We start from the raw sequence: 19,193 nt of genomic DNA on the forward strand, positions 1-19,193 counted from the left end.
CCAACAGAAAAGCGGAGGGCGCCTTGGTTAGGCCCGACAGGCATAAGACAAGACCTGACGTGGCGCTCTTTGCCACAGAAGGGATTGACTTATGACCCTAGGGGCTAGGCGCCCGGAGCTAGACATCAAGAAAAGCGAGTTTAATTATCCTCTATATGAGAGGATAATTTACTCTTGCACAAAAACCAGTTACCCACGGAATTAGAATGCTATTTTCTACCTATCAAGCTGAATCATTTCAATGTGTAACCTTCTTTCCATTTTTCTAGCTGTTTGATGCCGTTGAAATTTTCTAGTTGATCTTTAGCAATTTCAATGCCTGCTTCAATTGTTGGTGCTGCCCCAAACAAATAGTATCGAATACCAGTATTAAAAAGTACCTGCTGATAATAATATTCATATTCCCTTACCTTTTCTCCGCTTAAAATCGATACGATAATCTTTCTTTGTTCCTTCGCCGAAAGCTTTTTCGTTTTGTCAAAATCTTTGTTCAGCACCCCATAATCAGCTGGTTTCACAATAAAGGAATCAAGAGAATCTCCTGTTAACGAATAGATAAAACTATTACGATGTACTGGTAAATCTTCTGAACCTTCTAATCCTTGCACAATGTAAACTTTTTTAAAACTTAAATCTTTAAAAATAGGATGTATCTTCTCTATAGCAGTCCGATGAAAAGCTCCCATCATTACCGAATTAGAGTTGGAAATATTTAATAACTTTTCAACGGTATTCAATAACGTCCGAACACCTATTTGTTCTCTTATTGGTCTTAATTTCGCTAAACTAGAACAATATCCTTCGGTCCAAGCAAATGCTTGTCCAATCTCATTTAAAGAAGTTGCTATATCTTCTTTTTGCGTACTACCATAAACACCTAGATTCCTTAGTATTTCCTTAATAGAAACGCCATATTTTGGTGGCAACGTATCACTACTATGAAGAAAAGTGGGAATGCCATAGTTTGCTAATAAAATAGCCGATGGAATGGTCGCAGCAAATGAGTTACGGCCAGTATAAGGTCCTGCAAAATCAATTGTCCCCTCAGGACTACTACCTTTCGTTGTATGTTCTTCAAACATATGAACAAATGCTAATAATTCTTCGGGTGATTCTGTCTTTAACCGTAGTGCAACTAAGTATGCTGCAATTTGTGCATCTGTTGCTTCCCCAGTAATGATAGAGTTTGCTACTTCCCTTGTCTCTTGATAGGAGAGATTCTTTGATCCCCGTTTACCCCTTGCCACTTCTTTAAGCCATTGCTGCATTTGTCTTGTCCCTCCCAATCGTTTATCTTTTTTGTATGTCAATGAATCGTCTTCCATCTACACTATCCTAATCTTATCACATTAGTATCTTGCTTACCCAATTGTCTCAAGTGGCATCAATTAAATCGATGTTATATTTATCAATTAATAATTGCGTCGCTTCTGTTTCCGGTAATGGTTTACTAAATAAATAGCCTTGAAGTAAATGATACTTCAAATTTGTCAATTTTTCTAATTGTTGAATACACTCGATTCCTTCTACTACAACACTTAACCCCAATTCGTTTGTAAGGTTAATCACCGAAGATAAGACAGCTTGATTGGCTACACCGTTATCTAAACTATGAATAAACTCTTTAGCGATTTTAATTTCATCTATAGGTAGGCTTGTTAAATAAGATAAAGAGGAATATCCTGTTCCGAAATCGTCAAGAGCAATCATTATTCCAAATTCTTTTAATTGCAACAATTTATCGATTGCTATATTCATGTTATTAATAGCTAATGTTTCTGTTATTTCAATGATTAGTCTCTTGGGTTGTATCCGCTTTAGGGAAACTAAGTTTTTAACTACTTGGATTAAATCTCGCTCATGATAGAATTGTTGTGGGGAAATGTTAACAGAGATTCGGATATCATAGCCCATTTGCTCCCACCTTTTTTGTTGAGAACAAGCACATTCCAATACCCATTCGTTAATATCACAAATCAAACCAGTTGCTTCTGCGATGGAAATAAATTCACCAGGTGGAATAATCCCTAATTCTGGATGATCCCACCTAACTAAAGCTTCCATTCCAATGATTCTCCCGCTAATTTTATCTATTTGTGCTTGATAAAAGAGAACGAGTTGCTTATCTTTCATAGCAGTATAAATATCTTTTTCAATAGTCCATTTACGAAACGACTTTTCTGCATTTAATGAGGTATACATTCGGTAGTGGTTTTTCCCATGGTATTTAACACGGTACATAGCCAGGTCTGCATTTTTCAATAATTGAGTAGTTGTTTTTGCATCATCTGGATAAATAGAAATTCCGATACTTGGAGTAACCGTAATGTGATGATTGAGAATAATAAACGGTCGGTTTAACGATGATAATACTAGGTCTGCTTGTTGAATCACACTATTTTCGTCGTTAATGTCATCTATTAAAATGATAAACTCATCCCCTCCATGCCTTGCAACGGTAGCTTGGTGGGAAAGAGATTGGACTAGCCTTTCGCCTACAGCCTGCAACAATTTATCGCCAAAAGTATGGCCCAAGGTATCATTGATAACTTTGAAATGATCTAAGTCCAAAAAAAGAATCCCAATCTTATTGCCATCGAGGTTAGAACGGGTAACTGCCTCTTCCATTAGTTGTTCGAGCGCCCTCCGATTAGGTAAACCTGTTAATGAATCATGATATGCTAAATAATTTACTTGTTTTTGATTTTCAATATTTTTCGTGTTGTCTTTAGCCATACAAAAAACTGCTGTAACTGTTTCTTTTTCTACTATTGGAATATAAGTAATCTGGAGATAAACGATTGAAGAGTCTGGCTTTTGATAAGACACATCAATGATTTGCGCTTTGCCTTGTTTTGTCTTTTCAAATGATTGTTTTGCATGGTGGATCACACTTGCAGGTAAATGTAAAAAGAAGGAGTTACCTATTAATGTTTGTTGTGATTGATTTAATAAGGCAACTCCAACTGTGTTTGCGTGGATACATTCCCCTTTGTCATTTAACATAAAGGCTGCATCTGGATGATTACTAAACAACGAGCGAAAGCGATGTAAACTAGTCCTCATGTCACTCCATTGTTTTTTTACTTCTAGCAATAATTTCTTTTTGCTTGTAATAATCCGAATTTGTTGAACAAGGCAATAAAAGATTATCACAATAAAACTAATCGTGAAAAATGGGCTAGGGTTAATTTGTTGTAAACTGGCTACCATGACCATAACTAAATATGGAACGTATTTTGTAGCAAAATTGGTTAATCTCTTTGTTTCTTTTTCCAACCTTTGATCAATATTCATCTTTAGCCCCCACTTGAATTATCCTTTCTTTTGTAAACTACTATCTCCCTAAAACGAACACGTTTAAATTCAGTTCTTTTCAAAAGACATTTTCCAGCTAAACATATTCTTTTCCTCGTTCCGTTCATAGGTTAAATAGGCATTAAATTTTTTTCCATTTTTACTAGTTAGACCTTTCACAAAAGCAACTTTATTTTTCAACAAAGATTTGACAAGTGTTTTAGTCACTTTCTTCTTCATAGTAGCCAAAAATTTATCATTCTTCCAAACAACAAATGTACAGCCACTTTTCCAATTGCTGCATCCAAAACCTTTCTTCCCCTCGATTACTTGGTTTCCACACAATGGACACGGTCCGAGTGGATCCCTTCTTGGCGTCGGAGGAACATTTTTATTTACTTCTTTAATAAGTGTGTCTTTATCTTCCTTTATTCGGGCGACGGCTTGATTCGTAAAAGAGCTGATAAATTGGAGAAAATCATTTAGATTTGCTTTTCGTTTTTCTATGTCTGCCAGTGACTTTTCTAGACGGCCAGTGAAATCTAAATTAAATAATTCAGTGACCGGAAATGTTTCCACAAGCCTTTTACCAGTCTCCGTACAAATAAGATTTTTTTGTTGATTGGAAATATATCCAACATCCTTCAACTTTTTAATCGTTTCAGCTCTTGTTGCTGGTGTCCCGATACTAAAACCTGAAAGAACACTTCCTAGATATTCTTCATCCACATTACTTTCTTCATCTTTTTTTCCTTTCCCACACGTTTCCATTATTCGTAATAGTGTTTTTTCTGTGTGATACTTCGGTGGTTTTGTCACGTGGTCAGTAACTTGTAAATTAGTTGCTTCAACCTGTTCACCAATTGATAGTTTTGGGAGTATCAAATCTTTTGATTGAATTTGTTCTACTTTTTTCCAGCCCTCTTGTAACTGAACTCTCCCCTTACAATAAAAAATCCCTTTACATACTTGGTCTAATAGTTTTAACTTGAGCTGCGTTTCTTCATACTCTGCAATCGGCATGAACTGACTTATAAAACGATTTTTAATTGCGGAATAAACAATTTCTTGATCAGGTGTTAACCGTTTTGGTACAACATAAGTAGGTATAATAGCGCTATGGCTTTCCACCTTACTACTATTAAAAATACGCTTAGACTTACTAAATCTAACTTCATCCTTGTAAGGAAAATCTTTCGTCACAGCCTGTAGGACCTTGGCCGTTTTGCTAACTAAACTCTCATCTAATGCTGTACTTGCTGTTCGCGGATAGGTAATCCACTTTTTCTCATATAACGTTTGGGCAACCTTTAGCACTTTATCTGACGTCCAACCTTTATACCTACTTGTAATGTAGCCCTGTAGATTTGACAAATTAAACAAATAAGGGGGAAATTCTTTTTTCTGTTCCACCTGCATGTCTACAACATGACCATGATAATTGGTTATGTTTGCAATCATTTGTTCTAGTGCTGTTTTATCTGTAAACTTCTCTTGCTTGTTCTCTATATACGTGGCCTCAAAGCTTTTCTTTGTCTTAGTAGTAAAAGTAGCTATTAATTTATAATAGTTTTCTGGAATAAATGTTTCGATCTCTTTGTCACGGTCATAGATAATCTTTAAGGTTGGTAATAAAACACGCCCAATATTTAACGCCTTCCCTCTACCTTTTTGGTATTTTAGTGTAGCTACAGAAGTTAAGTTAATCCCAATAATCCAGTCTGTCCACTGCCTCGCAATCCCAGCGTCGCGTAAGGGCTTCATTTGATTGTTTTGGAGCAAGTTTCCCATCCCTCTATGTATTTCTGCAGGCGTCCACTCATTTAATAATAAGCGACAAATCTTTTTTGGAGGAGCTATATAGTCGATAATACAATCTCCAATGATTTGTCCTTCCCTGTCATAATCACACGCTGAAATTATTGTATCAACATCTGCTCTTTTCATTAGGGTGCGGATGATTTGTAGTTGTTTCAATGCTCCGCTATCACGTTGTCCTTTCTTGTTTGAAGCTTCTTTCACTTTATAACGGAATTCATTGGGGATAAATGGAAAATAATTCATGTTCCAGCGAGACAGCTTTGCATCGTAGTCTTTTGCATCATATAGCTGCAACAAATGTCCAAATGCCCAAGTAACAATGAAATTATTTCCTTCAAAATAACCGTCTTTCTTTTGTTTTACCTTTAATGCATCTGCAATGTTTTTTGCTACAGATGGTTTTTCAGCCAAAATAAGTTTCATTAGGGATTTTGCTCCGTTCCTTAAAATTTGTTTCTTTTATGCAAATGGAAAGTGCATACTATTAGTTAGGCTTTGTTCAGAGCTAAACTAAGTAACATTAACCAGCACTTGTAATTTTTTTCTAGAAGAGGTTGTTTAGTTGATCCTAAAAAATCATTTGGAGAAAATGCGACACTTGTAGCTAACGTGAATGGGGAATTGTCTTATGACAATTTTGACTCTGTGAAGAATTTAAGAGTAAGGAAGCAAAGAACTTATCGTTCTTTGCTCTTTATTGTATTACAATTAGAATCCATATTAGTAAAGAGAGCGTAACAGCTAATCCTACTAACGCTTGTTTCCATGCGAAAGGTAGAGAGTTGGGGATGAAACGAAGACACAAACCGACTACTAATCCTGTTATGATCATAATGACAACTGCATAAAGTAACACACCTAAAAAATTATCAATAGGTAGTTTCATAGATTCAATCAAATAACTCATGCTCCCACCTCAGTCAAACTTACATCCAATAGCTAACTTTTTGTTCTATATACATTTTACCAATACTATACTAATGAAAACTAGTCTAAATTAAAAGAAATTTTTAGAGGTGGTAAGATGAAAGAACCAGAATACTTATTAACATTTAACGCTAGTAGTTATGAGTGGTTCCATGAATATGAAGAAATGGTAGCCTTTATTAAACAAAATAAATTAAGTAACTACGAGGCGCTACACATACCAGAGGCATTCGAATTAGAAATTGAAGAATAATGTTAGGTGGTTTCATTCGTAACATTATTCTTTGTTACAACATCAAGAAAACCTGCGACCAAATCTTCCATTTCCCTAAGTTCAATGGTCCGAAAATCGACCACAACTTTATCATCTTTAATGCGTACAACTATCGGAGGAACATGTTGTCGTAAACGATTGGCCAGTTGTTGAGCGGTGATGCCTTTACTAATAATGGTAACGAGTACAGTAGGCACCTCGACATCTGGCATTGTACCACCACCAACTTGTGAAAAACTTTCCTCTATTTGTAAATCTAGTAAGTCATGGTTTAACTGGTGAACGAATTGATTTGCTTGGTCCTCCATAATCTCACGTGATTTAATGATATCGCGAATAGTTGGTAAATGTTCTTCGGCTCCACCTGCAAGATAGGTCCGTAACGTCGTTTCTAATCCAGCTAAAGTCATCTTATCCACCCGTAGCACTCGAGCTAGTTGATGCTTTTTCAACTGGGCAATCCATTCCTTTTTCCCGGCAATAATCCCCGCTTGCGGACCACCTAAGAGCTTATCTCCACTAAAAGATACAAGGTCGACACCTGAATTGATGATTTCCCTTACTACAGGTTCATCCCCAATCCTTACTGACTTAAAGTCAAAGAGTGAACCACTACCTAAATCTTCATACACGATCAGTTGCTGATGTTGGTTGGCTAACGAGACAAGTGAATCTGTTTCGACTGACTCGGTGAATCCAATTGTCTTAAAGTTACTTGTATGGACTTTAAGAATCATTCGTGTGTCTTCTGTAATCGCCTGCTCATAATCATACAGATGGGTTTTGTTCGTTGTTCCAACTTCGACTAGGTGGGCACCACTTTCCTCCATTATCGATGAAACACGGAATGAACCACCAATTTCGACTAATTGGCCTCGAGACACAATAACTTCTTTTTCTTTAGCAAGGGCGCGAAGGATAAGGTAAACTGCAGCAGCATTATTATTTACAACCATTGCAGCTTCTGCACCTGTCGCTTCTTTCAATAGCCCCTCAATAATATCGTGCCTTGAACCACGTTTTCCTTCTTTTAAATTATATTCAAGATTGGAATACCCTCTGGCTACTTTGACGATATGGTCAATCGCTTGATTGCTAAGCCGAGCCCTACCTAAGTTTGTATGTAAGACCGTCCCAGTTGCATTAATAACATTCGTTATTTTTTCTTGAGCAAAATCAGCCAATTGCCCGTCCACACGTTGCCATATTATATCTATCAAAGAATAGTTATTGAACAATTGTTTAGACAGTGTTTCTTGAATTAATTCTTCACGAATGGCATTGATTTGGTTTTGGATTATCTTTGTTATATTTTGTGCCGGTTGGTCAAATTTCTTCATCACTTGCTGAAACTTATCACTTACTTGTAACTCATGGACAGGTGGTATCTCTCTTAATAAATGCTTCAATGTTTTCACACTCCAGATTAATTCACCCTTATCAGAAGACGAACAGAAGCGCATGTCAATTCCTAGAAATGCTCCTTATTGTTCAAGCCTATGGCAAGTTGTTCGTCAGGATGATTTCGATTCAATTTCTTTAATAATAGCTGAAATGTTGGGATGCTGACCCGTATTAAGCTTAGAGTATATCTTTCTACCATCAACTGAAATCTCAAAAGCTCCACCAGAACTCGGGATAAGCTCTAAGGATGCAATTTCAGGCGCGAAAATGTGTAAACAATCGCTCCGCAAAACTTGCTGCTTTTGGTGTATAGTTTCACTGCATGCAAAATTCAATCAAAATTTCATGACTCATGCCAGTATTTCCCCTTTCGATAGGTTTCATTACTAACTATTTATAAGAATTAATTATAAAAGGAAAAAATAACTTGAAAATACTTTATGACTATAACCATCTTCTCCCCTCTTCTACACGACCAGTCACTTTCAGCTCATCCATTAACTCAAGCAAAGGGATTAGATACTTTCTTGACAAATTCCAAACTTCTTTTGCATCCTTCAACTGAAAAGTTTCGTTCGTCTGTTGTTTCAACTGGTTAACAGCCTCGTTAAAAGAAGAGCGATGGATAATTAGGTCATCAGACAAAGGATAAGCCTGGTCAGACTGAATTAAATAGTTTTTTAACTCTTGAGTAAATTCTAACGGAATGGTATTTTTCTTTAAATAATCTTCCCATTTCTTTACTTGTAACCAGTCATCCTTGAGTGATTGAATTAAGTGTTCCATTCGTTTCTCCCATTTCTTTGGTAGTGTAGGGATAAAGCCATTAATTGCCAAAAACTGATCAACCTTTTCTACTTTCTCTTCACTTACAAGTTTCTCAATCGTAAATTCTACTAGGTCTTTCGGGTAATCGATTCGAAGCGTTTGAATAACCTCTGCTTTATTCATACCAAAACGCATCGAATGGTCTTTGTGATAATCACTTATCTGTCCTTGTATTCTTTGAGCGACCCTTTGGATATGCTCATTAAGTGTAAATGTATTTTTAGATATCAAAACGAACGGACTTTCTTTTAAGATTGCCTGTACTTCGGCTTTGTCTAGCGAGGTATCTTTTATCAATTCATTTTCTGATAAAATAATATGCTTACTTAATGCATCTACAACTAGATCAAAAGGAGAGCCTTCTTTTTTCTGCTTTAGCATAGCCATTGTCTTGTCACCAAATCGATATTTCTCACCAATTGGGTCTATTACCCATCCACCTCCAACAGTTTCAACTGGAGTAGGGCGTCTCACGATGAAACGATCCCCTCTTCGAACAACAATATTCTCTTTTAACCGAATTTGGCAAAGTACTTCTTCCTTCCCTTCAACCATTTCGTTACGGTCAAAAAAGATAATGTGCCCTCTTACTTCTGATGTGCCAACATGTACATTTACTAAGGACCGCTGCTTAATAGGATAGTTTAGGTCATCAACAAAGGTTAAGGCTACATCAATCGTGTCTGTGGTCACAAAATGATTTGAAGAAACCAATACATCTCCGCGCTTCACTTCTTCTCTCGCAATCCCGCTCAAATTGATAGCTGTCCGTTGACCGGCCCATGCCTGTTCGACATCCTCATGATGCACTTGGATATTTCTTGCTTTAGTCGAAATATTTGCTGGTAAAATTGTCAACGAACCACCTTTTTTTACCATTCCTTCATAAATTGTTCCTCTAACAATCGTTCCTTTTCCTTGGACGGAAAAAACTTGATCAATCGGTAAACGAAACGAACCAAACCGGTCTCTGTTTTCCACTTTTTCTAGCGAATGGATAATTTGTTCTTTTAGATCTGTGATTCCTTTTCCAGTGATACTATCTACAAAGAAAAGTGGGGCTTTTGCAAAATTTGTACCTTGTAATGCTTCCCTAATATCTAACCCTGCAAGTTCTAGTAGATCGTCCTCGACTAAGTTCGTCTTTGTAACTGCTACAATACAATTTGTTACACCTAGAAAACCTAAAATTTCTAGATGTTCTTTCGTTTGTGGCATTACCCCTTCATCAGCCGATACCACTAACACGACTAAGTCAATCCCAGCAACTCCGGCAATCATTTGCCTGATAAACCGTTCATGTCCTGGTACATCGATAATAGAAATAAGGCTATTTTCCGTCTGATGTAGTGGTGCATAACCAAGTTCAATAGAAATGTTCCGTTCTTTCTCCTCTTTCAGTCTGTCGGTATCAACATTTGTTAACGCTTTGGTTAAGGTAGTTTTACCGTGATCAATATGACCTGCCATCCCGACTGTATAATATTGTGGGTCCATCCTGAATCCCTGCTTTCCGAATCCTTTTCTCTTACTGTAATCGCATTAACAAAAAAATTTCAAGTTAAATGACTTGTATTCAAAGCCAAGCCATTGCTGGATCAATCAGTTTTACCACCTGCACAGTTTTTATATAATGCACACTAACTTGTTAGGGTTGATTTTCGCTCCAGGCAGTCGCTTATCAGTGATTGGGGGCCGGCCTCATCGACACATTTTGTTAATCCGACCTCAAATGTGTCGATAATCAGGGTCACTATCGACACATTTTGTTAATCTAAATTCAAATCTGTCGATAATCAGGGTCACTATCGACACATTTTATTAATCTAAACTCAAATGTGTTGATAATTAGGTCCATCATCAACACATTTTATTAATCCGACCTCAAATCTGTCGATAATTGAGGGCCTCATCAACACATTTTGTTAATTTGACCTCAAATGTGTCGATAATTAGGGTCACTATCGACACATTTTATTAATCCGAACTCAAATGTGTCGATAACCAGGTCCATCATCGACACATTTTATTAATCCGAATTCAAATGTGTCGATAACCAGGTCCACCATCGACACATGTTATTAATCCGAACTCAAAAGTGTCGATAGTGGCACCCTTTAGCTCGATGAGGCTCATCAGCCACCCATGGAAAGCAAGTGTATTTCCGGAGCGGTTGATTAACACTGGATCTTATGTCAAAGGTTGTTGCACAGTATCCATCTATTATGAAATAAAAAGTAACAAACGATACGAAAACAGCGCTTTTTTAAGAAAAGCGTAAGTGCCTTGGTCAGACCCGAGGGGCTAGGCACTGAAGCTAGACAAGAAAAGCGTAAGTGCCTTGGTCAGACCCGAGGGGCTAGGCACTGAAGCTAGACAAGAAAAGCGTAAGTGCCTTGGTTTACAAAAAAAGAGCGACTAATTGCCGCTCTTAATGCTTCTTGTTTATTTCTCTTCTTCATTTACCCCGAATTGGACACGAGGGTTATTGGACATATCAATGTCAACACCTGTTGCATTCTTTTGGTTCTTTGGTGTTTGCGGTAACTTTGCTTTGTTATTCTTTCTTTGACGATGTTCATCTCTTCCCATGCTTCCACCTCTTTTCCTATTCTCTTCAACCATAGTATGTAAGGAAAGGTTCGTAATCATAAGCAATTTCATTTATTTTTTTATAAAACTATCGCTGGCCTACACGGAGCATAACTACAAGCAACAGTTAACACTCACATCTAGCTAAAACAAAAATCTTGCGAATGTATCCTATTTCGTTATAAACTAATAAATGCTTGGTCATGATAACAATGGGGTTGGATGGGTGACTGGTGTCCCCCTGGGTCTTCAAAACCCTGAGGGAGGCGCGTGCCGTCTCCGGTGGGTTCGATTCCCACACAGTCCCGCCAAATATAACCGTATTATCTAAAACCAGTAAATACTTGCTTACGCCAATGGAAACTCGTTGGCGTTTTTTGTTGGTTATATGATCATGTTTATGGGATACTTAGGTAGATAGGAGGCTATTCATGAATGTTTTATTAGTTACACCCAATTTCCATCAAGCACGTGGCAACACCATAACTGTAAAACGTATCTCCGATGGTTTAAACAACCTTGGTATACATACAGAGATTATTTCGATGACCGAGGAAACCGAGTACACATCGATACCAGATGCAGACATTGTCCACGGATTTCACGCCTATACCTTTTATCAATTTTTACAACAACTTGACGAAAAACCTAAATCTTACGTGATTACGATGACAGGAACTGATCTCAATCATTTTCTGTTTAACGAACGAACACGAGAAGATGTTTTGCAATGTTTAAAAGACGCTGATGCCGTTCATGTGTTTAACAACGAGGCAAAACAGATTGTACTAAAAGAAATTCCGGAGGTAGCGGATAAATTATTTATGTTACCACAAGGGTTAAGTACCTTTAAACCTGTTGATACTTTGTTTAAAAAAGAAGTGGATACGTTTCTTTTTATCCTGCCAGCAGGCATACGTAAAATTAAAAACGTACCTTTTGCTATCTCATCCTTAGCTAAGTTACATAAAGAAAATCCGCGTATACGTTTATGGCTAGTTGGGCCCATTTTAGAAGAAGACGAAGGAACAAAAGTTCAACACCTTGTCGATGCAAATAGCGACTGGGTCACCTATTTGGGACAAGTGCCCCATGAACAAATGGGCGCGCTGTATAGTCTAGCCGATTGTATATTGAATACATCCATCTCTGAAGGTCAATCTTCGGCGATTTTAGAAGCTATGCAGTACGGCTTGCCGGTTTTAGTATCTGATAATGAAGGGAATAAAGATATTGTCAAGAATTTGGAAACAGGCTTTATCTACCACTCAGAAGACCAATTTCTTGATTATGCTAATCAAATCATGAATAATATCAGATTAAGACAGGTTATTTGTGCCAATGCAAAAAATTACATTACCAAACAACATTTAGATGTGGATGAGGCACACGTCCTGTTAACAATATACAAACAAATTTTAACGTAGGTTTCTCACATATTTTAAAGGAGTGATTTGTTGTGTCAAAAGATGAAATCATAAAACTAACGTCTTTATCCACAAAAGGTGGCTGAGGATGTAAAATTGGTCCAGAAGACCTGGCGCAAGTGTTGCGTCATTTACCCAAAAATGTACCCGACCCGAATTTGTTAGTCGGGTTAGACACCTCAGATGATGCTGGTGTCTATAAAATTACTGAGGATATTGCCTTAGTTCAAACATTAGATTTTTTCACACCAATTGTAGATGATCCTTACATGTTCGGTCAGATTGCAGCAGCAAACTCTCTTAGTGATGTGTATGCTATGGGTGGAAAACCGATAACTGTCATGAACATTGTTGGCTTCCCCATTAATTCACTAGATAAAAGTATTTTGGCTGACATTTTAGTCGGTGCTTCCGATAAAGTGAAGGAATCAGGAGCTACCCTTGTTGGTGGGCATTCTATCGATGATCAGGAGCCTAAATTTGGTTTATCGGTAACTGGAACCGTGCATCCTGATAAAATCCGCGCAAATGTTGGTGCAAAACCAGGTGATAAATTAATTCTGACAAAACCAATTGGTATTGGGATTTTAACAACAGCAATTAAAAGGGACCTTCTTGATGACGACAGTTTAACTCAAGTCATGGACGTGATGGCAACACTTAATAAAGACGCAGCCGAAGCGATGGAAAACTATACGGTTAACGCTTGTACAGACATCACAGGATTTGGACTATTAGGTCATACACGGGAAGTCGCTGAAGGAAGCAATGTCGGGATAACAATCAACCATCAGGATGTGCCAGTTTTATCAAAAACAAGAGAACTCGCAGAACAAAATGTCATTCCAGGTGGAACACGGAAAAACCATAAATGGTTAGCTTCTTCGATTGATTATAGTTCTGACATCGACGAACTAACGCAATTAATTTTGTGTGATGCTGTCACGTCAGGAGGACTACTTATTTCAGTTCCAGAACTCGAGGCAGACTCTCTTCTTGAAGACTTAAAAGCGAGAAATGTTGCAGCAGCAATTATTGGAGAAGTGACAAGTGAAAGCCCCGGGCAAATCAAAGTAAGATAACTGAGTGGGCAAGCCAAACAGGACTTTTCCTAAGCCCTGTTTGGACTTGTCTAGGAAGTTATAAAACTTGCTCGATGTTTGATAATATAAAAAGTCATCTGCGGCAAGCTTTGGTGCCACTCGCTTTTGTTCTGATGATATAGAATAAAGAAAGAAGGGTACGTTATGAAAGTTCTTGTGACAGGTGGATTGGGGTTTATTGGTAACTTCGTCGTCCAATCATTATTAAGCAGACAACATACGGTCAGTGTCATTGATCTAACCTCTAGTTACCAACCAGATCAATCATTCACTTACTATTCTATTTCAATTAATAATAAGGATAAAGTTAATGACGTTTTTGCCGCAGAACTACCAGACGTTGTTATTCATTTAGCTGCGCAAGTAAATGTTGAGCAATCAATGAAAGAACCATCTAAAGATGCGTCCGTTAATATTATTGGAACTACTACAATCCTAGAGGCTTGTAAACAATTTAACGTTAAAAAAATAATTTATGCTTCCTCTGCTGCTGTATACGGTGAGCCACAATACCTTGGAATAGACGAAAATCATCCACTTACGCCTATTTCTTATTACGGACTATCTAAACTTACTGGAGAACACTATATTCGGTTATTTCATCAACTTCATGGCCTAACTTACACAATACTGCGATTTGCCAATGCTTTTGGCCCTTCATCTAACGCTAAAAATGATGTGATAACCAAGTTTGTGGAACAAATGGTCTCACATATTCGCCCCACCATTTTTGGTAATGGAAAGCAAACAAGGGACTTTATCTATGTAGAAGACATAGCTATGGCAATGATTCAGTCTTTGGAATATGGAGATAATCAGACTGTTAATATTGGAACAAATCAACCAACTAATTTAAATGAGTTAGTATCACTAATCAATGAATTGACAAACCAAAACCTAAAACCCATTTATCAAGCAAGCCGTAGTGGGGATATTACGAACAGTTACTTAACGAACCAACAGGCAATCCATCACTTAAATTGGAAGCCGATGTTTTCGTTAGAAAAAGGTATTAAAGAAATATTAAGACATAAGTCAAACCAACTATATTGAGGTGTAAATGATGAAAAAACTATTACTTCTTATCCTTACTAGTCTATTTTTTTTACTAGTAGCATGTGGAGATGAAACCGAAGAAAGTGAACAAAGTAAGGAAAGTGGAAGTGATGAAGCCTTTACAATTGGGGTTATTCCGGCACAAACGGAAGGATCGATGCAAGAAGCAATGGATGAACTTCAAGCTACTTTGACAGATAAATTAGATCGTGAAGTATTAGTTGAAGTATACCCAGATTATAATGGTGTCGTAGAAGCGATGAATTTTGACAAAATTGATATGGCCTATTTTGGACCATTAACCTACGTCATAGCAAACGCCAAAAGTGGTGCAAAGGCAATAATTACTCAATTAATTGATGGGGAACCGTTTTACCGTTCGTATATTATCACAAATAAAGAAAATGAATGGAATACATTAGATGAGCTCCTATCTGATCCGAGTGAAATAGACTTTGCATTTGGTGATCCAAATTCTACTTCAGGCTCATTAATACCTAGTATCGAATTACAAGACCGAGGTGTCTACCAATCAGAAGATGAGCATTCCTTTAATTCTGTTCGATTTACCGGTTCACATGATGCAACAGCTTTAGCTGTTCAGAACAACCAAGTTGATGCTGGTGCGATTGATAGTGCTATTTATAATCAGTTAGTTGAATCAGGTAAAGTCGACGGAAAACAAATCAAAACCATTTGGGAATCTGAAAAGTTATTCCAATACCCTTGGGCCGTCCGTAAAGGAACTGACGAAGAAACAATTGGAGCACTAAAGGAAGCCTTCTTATCGATTGATAGTGAAGTAATTTTAGATGCTTTTGGTGCTACCGGATTTACTGAAGCGAGCAACGAGGATTATGAAAGTATTCGTCAAGCAGCAGTGAAACAAGGAATTATTGAAGAATAGAGCTGATTTTCGTGTGGTTTAAACGACGTCATTTTTTTACTGTCGCCCTCCTTGTCGTTATTCTTTATATTAGTATGAGGATGACTGAATTTGATTTAGCAAAATTTCGTGACTTTCGCAACATGATTGATTTTTTACACGAATGGTTTCCAATGGAAACATCTAAATTGGATGGGATGATATCAGATAGCTTAGAAACGATTGCTATGGCTTTTTTAGGAAGCTTCTTAGGACTTTTGATAGCTCTTCCGATTAGCTTTGCAGCAGCGAAGAACACCGCGTCGTCAAGCTTTTTGTATCAATTTACTAGGATAATCCTAAGTTTTATGCGATCCATTCCAGAAATCGTGTTCGGATTAATCTTACTAACAGTATTAGGTTTAGGACCTTTTCCTGCTGTTTTAGCTATCCTATTCCACAATATCGGTGTATTGGGTAAATTAATTTCTGAACTAATTGAATCCTCTGACCCAGGGCCGAAAGAGGCCTTGGAAGCAGTTGGAGCAAAACGGTGGTTTGCATATTTGTTTAGCATTCTACCACAAATTTGGCCGAATGTTCTTTCACATTATTTTTACCGGTTAGAAGTGGCTATTAGAACCTCACTTATCTTAGGGTTTATCGGGGGCGGTGGCATAGGTCAACGACTATTTATTGATTTTAAAACCTTTCAGTACTCTTCGGTATCGATGGACGTCTTTATTATCATGGTAATCGTTATCTGTGTTGATTTGCTAGGTAGTTATGTGAGAAATAAAGTTATATAAGGAGGCGGAAATGTTAGAATTAAAAAATTTATCCGTCCAATATACGAAATATGAAGACGCTGCTCTATCTGATATAAACTTGACTTTTAAACCCGGTGAGTTTGTCTGCATTTTAGGAAAAAGTGGTGCAGGGAAATCAACACTAATAAGGTGTATCAATGGATTACAAAAACCAACCCGTGGGGACGTTTTCTGGAACAAGCAGTCTATTACCAAGTTATCCGAAGAACAATTACGTAAGGTAAGACGTGAAATGGGTATGATTTTCCAACATTTTAATCTAGTTCCAAGACTAACTGTATTACAAAATGTTTTGACAGGTTCATTTGGAAATCGCTCCACGTTTAAAAGCCTGTTAGGTTTGTTTCATGATGAAGAAGTATCACAAGCTATGCAGGTTATTAAAGACGTTGGCTTAAAGGAACAGACCCATCGTAAAGTTGAAAAATTAAGTGGTGGTCAAAAACAGAGAGTTGGAATAGCACGCGCACTTTTACAACAGCCTAGAATATTTCTTGGAGATGAACCTGTTTCAAGTCTTGATCCGGGAACAGCAAACCATATCTTTAACCTAATCCAAGAGATGCATAGTAAGCACCAGCTTTTAACGATAATAAATGTGCATGATGTTGACATCGCAAAGCGTTATGCTACTAGAATAATCGCACTAAAAAATGGTCAAGTGATTTTCGATGATACTCCAGAATCGTTCGACCGTGATCAGTTTCATTTAACGTACCATGCTTTCTCTAATAAGTTGGAGGAACTCCCAATCCGAAATTAAACGAAAAGAGGGTAAATGTACTATGATAATTAAAAGTCCTTGAGTGGTTGACCAATCACGGGTCGTGTACGACTCAAAAGACGAAAATGTCCTAACAAAAATAAAAGGAACTAGAGATAAAACAGTTGTATTAACTTTTGACGACGGGCCAAGTAAACTGCTTCCAAACCTATTGAATATCCTAAAGGAAGAACAGGTTCCCGCTGTCTTTTTTTGGCAGTCTCGATTACTATATCCGAAACGGCCATGGCAGCGATTGTTAGAGGAAGGGCATCATATTGGCTCGCATACGATCAATCACCCTGATTTGACAAGGCTTTCCTATCAAGAACAGCTTAAACAATTAAAAGTGAGTGTATCTGAAATAGAAACCATTACTGGCCAAAAGGTAAACTTTTTCCGTCCCCCTTTTGGCCAATATAATGATGACACAATCAAAGCCGCAAAAGCACTCGGTTTAACGACTGTTATGTGGCGAATTGCTGCAATTGACTGGGAACTTAAATGCGACCCTGAGCAAATCATTACCAATGTAATAGATCATTTAGAAGATGGAGCGATCATTTTACTCCATGAACTAGCACAAACTATTGAGGTTCTCCCAACCATCATCCAGTCTATAAAAAGCAAAGGATATTCCTTTACTACTTTGTAAGAAACCTGGCCAAAATCTTCTAAGGGGAGCTTTTAAAGCACAGACTTTGATGTCTGTGCTTTAAATTTAGCTTGCTGTCTTACCTTTTTAAAAAAGGTGAAAAAATTGGAACATAACAAGCTGCCATTTCTTATCCTGTAAGAGATGGGAGTGAAAACAGGTGATTCAGACGATTATTTTTGATTCATATGGGACGTTGTTTGATGTCAATGTGTTATCTAATAAGTTAAATAATTACTTTCCAGGAGACGGCGAAGCAATAAATAAGACATGGCGAGATAAGCAATTAGATTATGCTTTCATTAGAGAAATAACTGGGACATATTGCCCATTTTCCAAGGTCGTACGTGATTCGTTACATTACGCGGTTAACAAACATGGATACGAACTTCAGCCGTACCAAGAAATTGAATTACTCCAAGCCTATTTGACTTTACCGGTATATCCTGAAGTCAAGTCAGTCCTAACCCAATTAAACCAAAAAAGTTGTGCAATTCTGTCTAATGGGTCCCACGATATGCTTGACCCTCTTATAATTAATACTGGGCTATACCCTTTCTTTACTAGAATTATAAGTACAGATGAGATCAGACACTATAAACCTAATCCACTGTGTTATCACTATGCCTCTCTTGCTTTAGCTAGTCCTAAAACGGAAACGTTATATGTTTCTGCCAATGAATTTGGAATTGCTGGAGCTAATAGTTACGGCTTTTACACGGCTTGGATAAACCGTGATAAAAATCCATTAGATAGGCTTGATAGCTTACCTACTGCTGTTTATCAAGACTTAAATGGAATTCTAGAGTGGTCCTAACATTTTAATATAGATTGTTACCCCCAATTGAAAAAACTGCACCTCCAATTGGGGTGCAGTTTTTTCAATAGTATAATTCTTACGATTGTGCAAATTCCTTTACTTTCTCTTCAGGAACGAACCCAACTGAACGGTTCACTTCTTCACCGTTTTTCACCAACACCATTGTTGGAATGCTCTGGACACCGAACTGTTGAGCTAAATCACTAGTTTCATCAACGTCAACGTAGTAGAACTCAACTGTATCCAATTGTTCACTTACACTTGAGACCACCGGCCTCAACATCCGACAACCGGGTCACCAATCTGCCCCAAATTCAAGTATAACAGGTTTGGTAGCATTTTTGACAAGTGCTTCAAAATCAGCTGATGTTATTGTTTTTACCATCATATCCCTCCTTAATCTTTAATACGTTCCTATTTTCCCCTTTGTTTCGTTTAATATTACCTAACCTTACAACGTTTCTATTTCGATCTGGTTTCAAAAAATGACATTTTCGAACTTTTTCCATGCAAATTGTAGTCTTGTTAGCG

At 37.4% G+C, this 19,193-nt stretch carries 17 protein-coding genes and 1 tRNA gene; 10 read left to right on the top strand and 8 right to left on the bottom strand.

The window, feature by feature from the left end:
* Nucleotides 1-233: 233 nt before the first annotated feature.
* The 3 genes from NC799_RS13850 to NC799_RS13860 form a co-directional block, all read right to left on the bottom strand.
* Entirely contained in the window at nucleotides 234-1,268 is a 1,035-nt protein-coding gene (locus NC799_RS13850; protein WP_272447037.1) for an anthranilate phosphoribosyltransferase, read from the bottom strand.
* 106 nt (nucleotides 1,269-1,374) lie between these two features.
* The gene (locus NC799_RS13855; RefSeq protein WP_272447038.1) at nucleotides 1,375-3,297 is read right to left on the bottom strand and encodes an EAL domain-containing protein; all 1,923 of its coding nucleotides are present in this window, start codon (nucleotides 3,295-3,297) and stop codon (nucleotides 1,375-1,377) included.
* A 69-nt stretch (nucleotides 3,298-3,366) separates the two neighbouring features.
* Nucleotides 3,367-5,541: a DNA topoisomerase gene (locus NC799_RS13860; protein ID WP_272447039.1), complete on the bottom strand. Its 2,175-nt coding sequence runs from the start codon at nucleotides 5,539-5,541 to the stop codon at nucleotides 3,367-3,369.
* Between the two features lie 601 nt (nucleotides 5,542-6,142).
* Between NC799_RS13860 and NC799_RS13865 the strand changes: the two genes are divergently transcribed.
* On the top strand, nucleotides 6,143-6,298 hold the full coding sequence (locus NC799_RS13865; protein WP_272447040.1) for a hypothetical protein: 156 nt from the start codon (nucleotides 6,143-6,145) through the stop codon (nucleotides 6,296-6,298).
* A 2-nt stretch (nucleotides 6,299-6,300) separates the two neighbouring features.
* On the opposite strand, the gene selA is transcribed toward NC799_RS13865, so the two are convergent.
* The 4 genes from selA to NC799_RS13880 all read right to left on the bottom strand — a co-directional run bounded on the left by selA (nucleotide 6,301) and on the right by NC799_RS13880 (nucleotide 11,143).
* Nucleotides 6,301-7,728 carry an L-seryl-tRNA(Sec) selenium transferase gene (gene selA / locus NC799_RS13870; RefSeq protein WP_272447041.1) on the bottom strand — a complete coding sequence of 476 codons (1,428 nt, stop codon included), beginning with the start codon at nucleotides 7,726-7,728 and terminating at the stop codon, nucleotides 6,301-6,303.
* A 105-nt stretch (nucleotides 7,729-7,833) separates the two neighbouring features.
* A complete protein-coding gene (locus tag NC799_RS18445) occupies nucleotides 7,834-8,058 on the bottom strand; it encodes an Rdx family protein (RefSeq protein WP_417006688.1) in 225 nt (74 codons plus the stop codon).
* Between the two features lie 109 nt (nucleotides 8,059-8,167).
* Nucleotides 8,168-10,048 carry a selenocysteine-specific translation elongation factor gene (gene selB / locus NC799_RS13875; protein ID WP_272447042.1) on the bottom strand — a complete coding sequence of 627 codons (1,881 nt, stop codon included), beginning with the start codon at nucleotides 10,046-10,048 and terminating at the stop codon, nucleotides 8,168-8,170.
* Between the two features lie 948 nt (nucleotides 10,049-10,996).
* Complete coding sequence (locus tag NC799_RS13880) at nucleotides 10,997-11,143, bottom strand: YfhD family protein (RefSeq protein ID WP_272447043.1); 147 nt, start codon at nucleotides 11,141-11,143, stop codon at nucleotides 10,997-10,999.
* 214 nt (nucleotides 11,144-11,357) lie between these two features.
* Between NC799_RS13880 and NC799_RS13885 the strand changes: the two genes are divergently transcribed.
* From NC799_RS13885 to NC799_RS13925, 9 genes are all read left to right on the top strand, one after another.
* Nucleotides 11,358-11,454 (top strand) — tRNA-Sec (locus tag NC799_RS13885).
* A 120-nt stretch (nucleotides 11,455-11,574) separates the two neighbouring features.
* Nucleotides 11,575-12,570 (top strand): glycosyltransferase family 4 protein, encoded by a 996-nt coding sequence (locus NC799_RS13890; RefSeq protein WP_272447044.1) that lies wholly within the window; start codon nucleotides 11,575-11,577, stop codon nucleotides 12,568-12,570.
* Nucleotides 12,571-12,617: 47 nt separating this feature from the next.
* Nucleotides 12,618-13,652, top strand: a complete 1,035-nt coding sequence (gene selD / locus NC799_RS13895; RefSeq protein ID WP_417006690.1) for a selenide, water dikinase SelD — start codon at nucleotides 12,618-12,620, stop codon at nucleotides 13,650-13,652.
* A gap of 165 nt (nucleotides 13,653-13,817) precedes the next feature.
* Entirely contained in the window at nucleotides 13,818-14,726 is a 909-nt protein-coding gene (locus NC799_RS13900) for an NAD-dependent epimerase/dehydratase family protein (protein ID WP_272447046.1), read from the top strand.
* A gap of 7 nt (nucleotides 14,727-14,733) precedes the next feature.
* The gene (gene phnD / locus NC799_RS13905) at nucleotides 14,734-15,636 is read left to right on the top strand and encodes a phosphate/phosphite/phosphonate ABC transporter substrate-binding protein (protein ID WP_465248825.1); all 903 of its coding nucleotides are present in this window, start codon (nucleotides 14,734-14,736) and stop codon (nucleotides 15,634-15,636) included.
* Nucleotides 15,637-15,647: 11 nt separating this feature from the next.
* Entirely contained in the window at nucleotides 15,648-16,403 is a 756-nt protein-coding gene (phnE, locus tag NC799_RS13910) for a phosphonate ABC transporter, permease protein PhnE (RefSeq protein WP_272447048.1), read from the top strand.
* 10 nt (nucleotides 16,404-16,413) lie between these two features.
* Nucleotides 16,414-17,187: a phosphonate ABC transporter ATP-binding protein gene (gene phnC / locus NC799_RS13915; RefSeq protein ID WP_272447049.1), complete on the top strand. Its 774-nt coding sequence runs from the start codon at nucleotides 16,414-16,416 to the stop codon at nucleotides 17,185-17,187.
* 43 nt (nucleotides 17,188-17,230) lie between these two features.
* A complete protein-coding gene (locus NC799_RS13920) occupies nucleotides 17,231-17,842 on the top strand; it encodes a polysaccharide deacetylase family protein (protein ID WP_272447050.1) in 612 nt (203 codons plus the stop codon).
* A gap of 160 nt (nucleotides 17,843-18,002) precedes the next feature.
* Nucleotides 18,003-18,659: a haloacid dehalogenase type II gene (locus NC799_RS13925; protein ID WP_272447051.1), complete on the top strand. Its 657-nt coding sequence runs from the start codon at nucleotides 18,003-18,005 to the stop codon at nucleotides 18,657-18,659.
* Nucleotides 18,660-18,738: 79 nt separating this feature from the next.
* Here NC799_RS13925 and NC799_RS13930 read toward each other — a convergent pair whose 3' ends face one another.
* Complete coding sequence (locus tag NC799_RS13930) at nucleotides 18,739-18,945, bottom strand: thioredoxin family protein (RefSeq protein WP_272447052.1); 207 nt, start codon at nucleotides 18,943-18,945, stop codon at nucleotides 18,739-18,741.
* Between the last annotated feature and the right edge of the window lie 248 nt (nucleotides 18,946-19,193).

This window comes from Aquibacillus salsiterrae, assembly GCF_028416595.1.
In the GTDB taxonomy this organism is placed as follows: Bacteria; Bacillota; Bacilli; order Bacillales; family Amphibacillaceae; genus Aquibacillus_A; species Aquibacillus_A salsiterrae.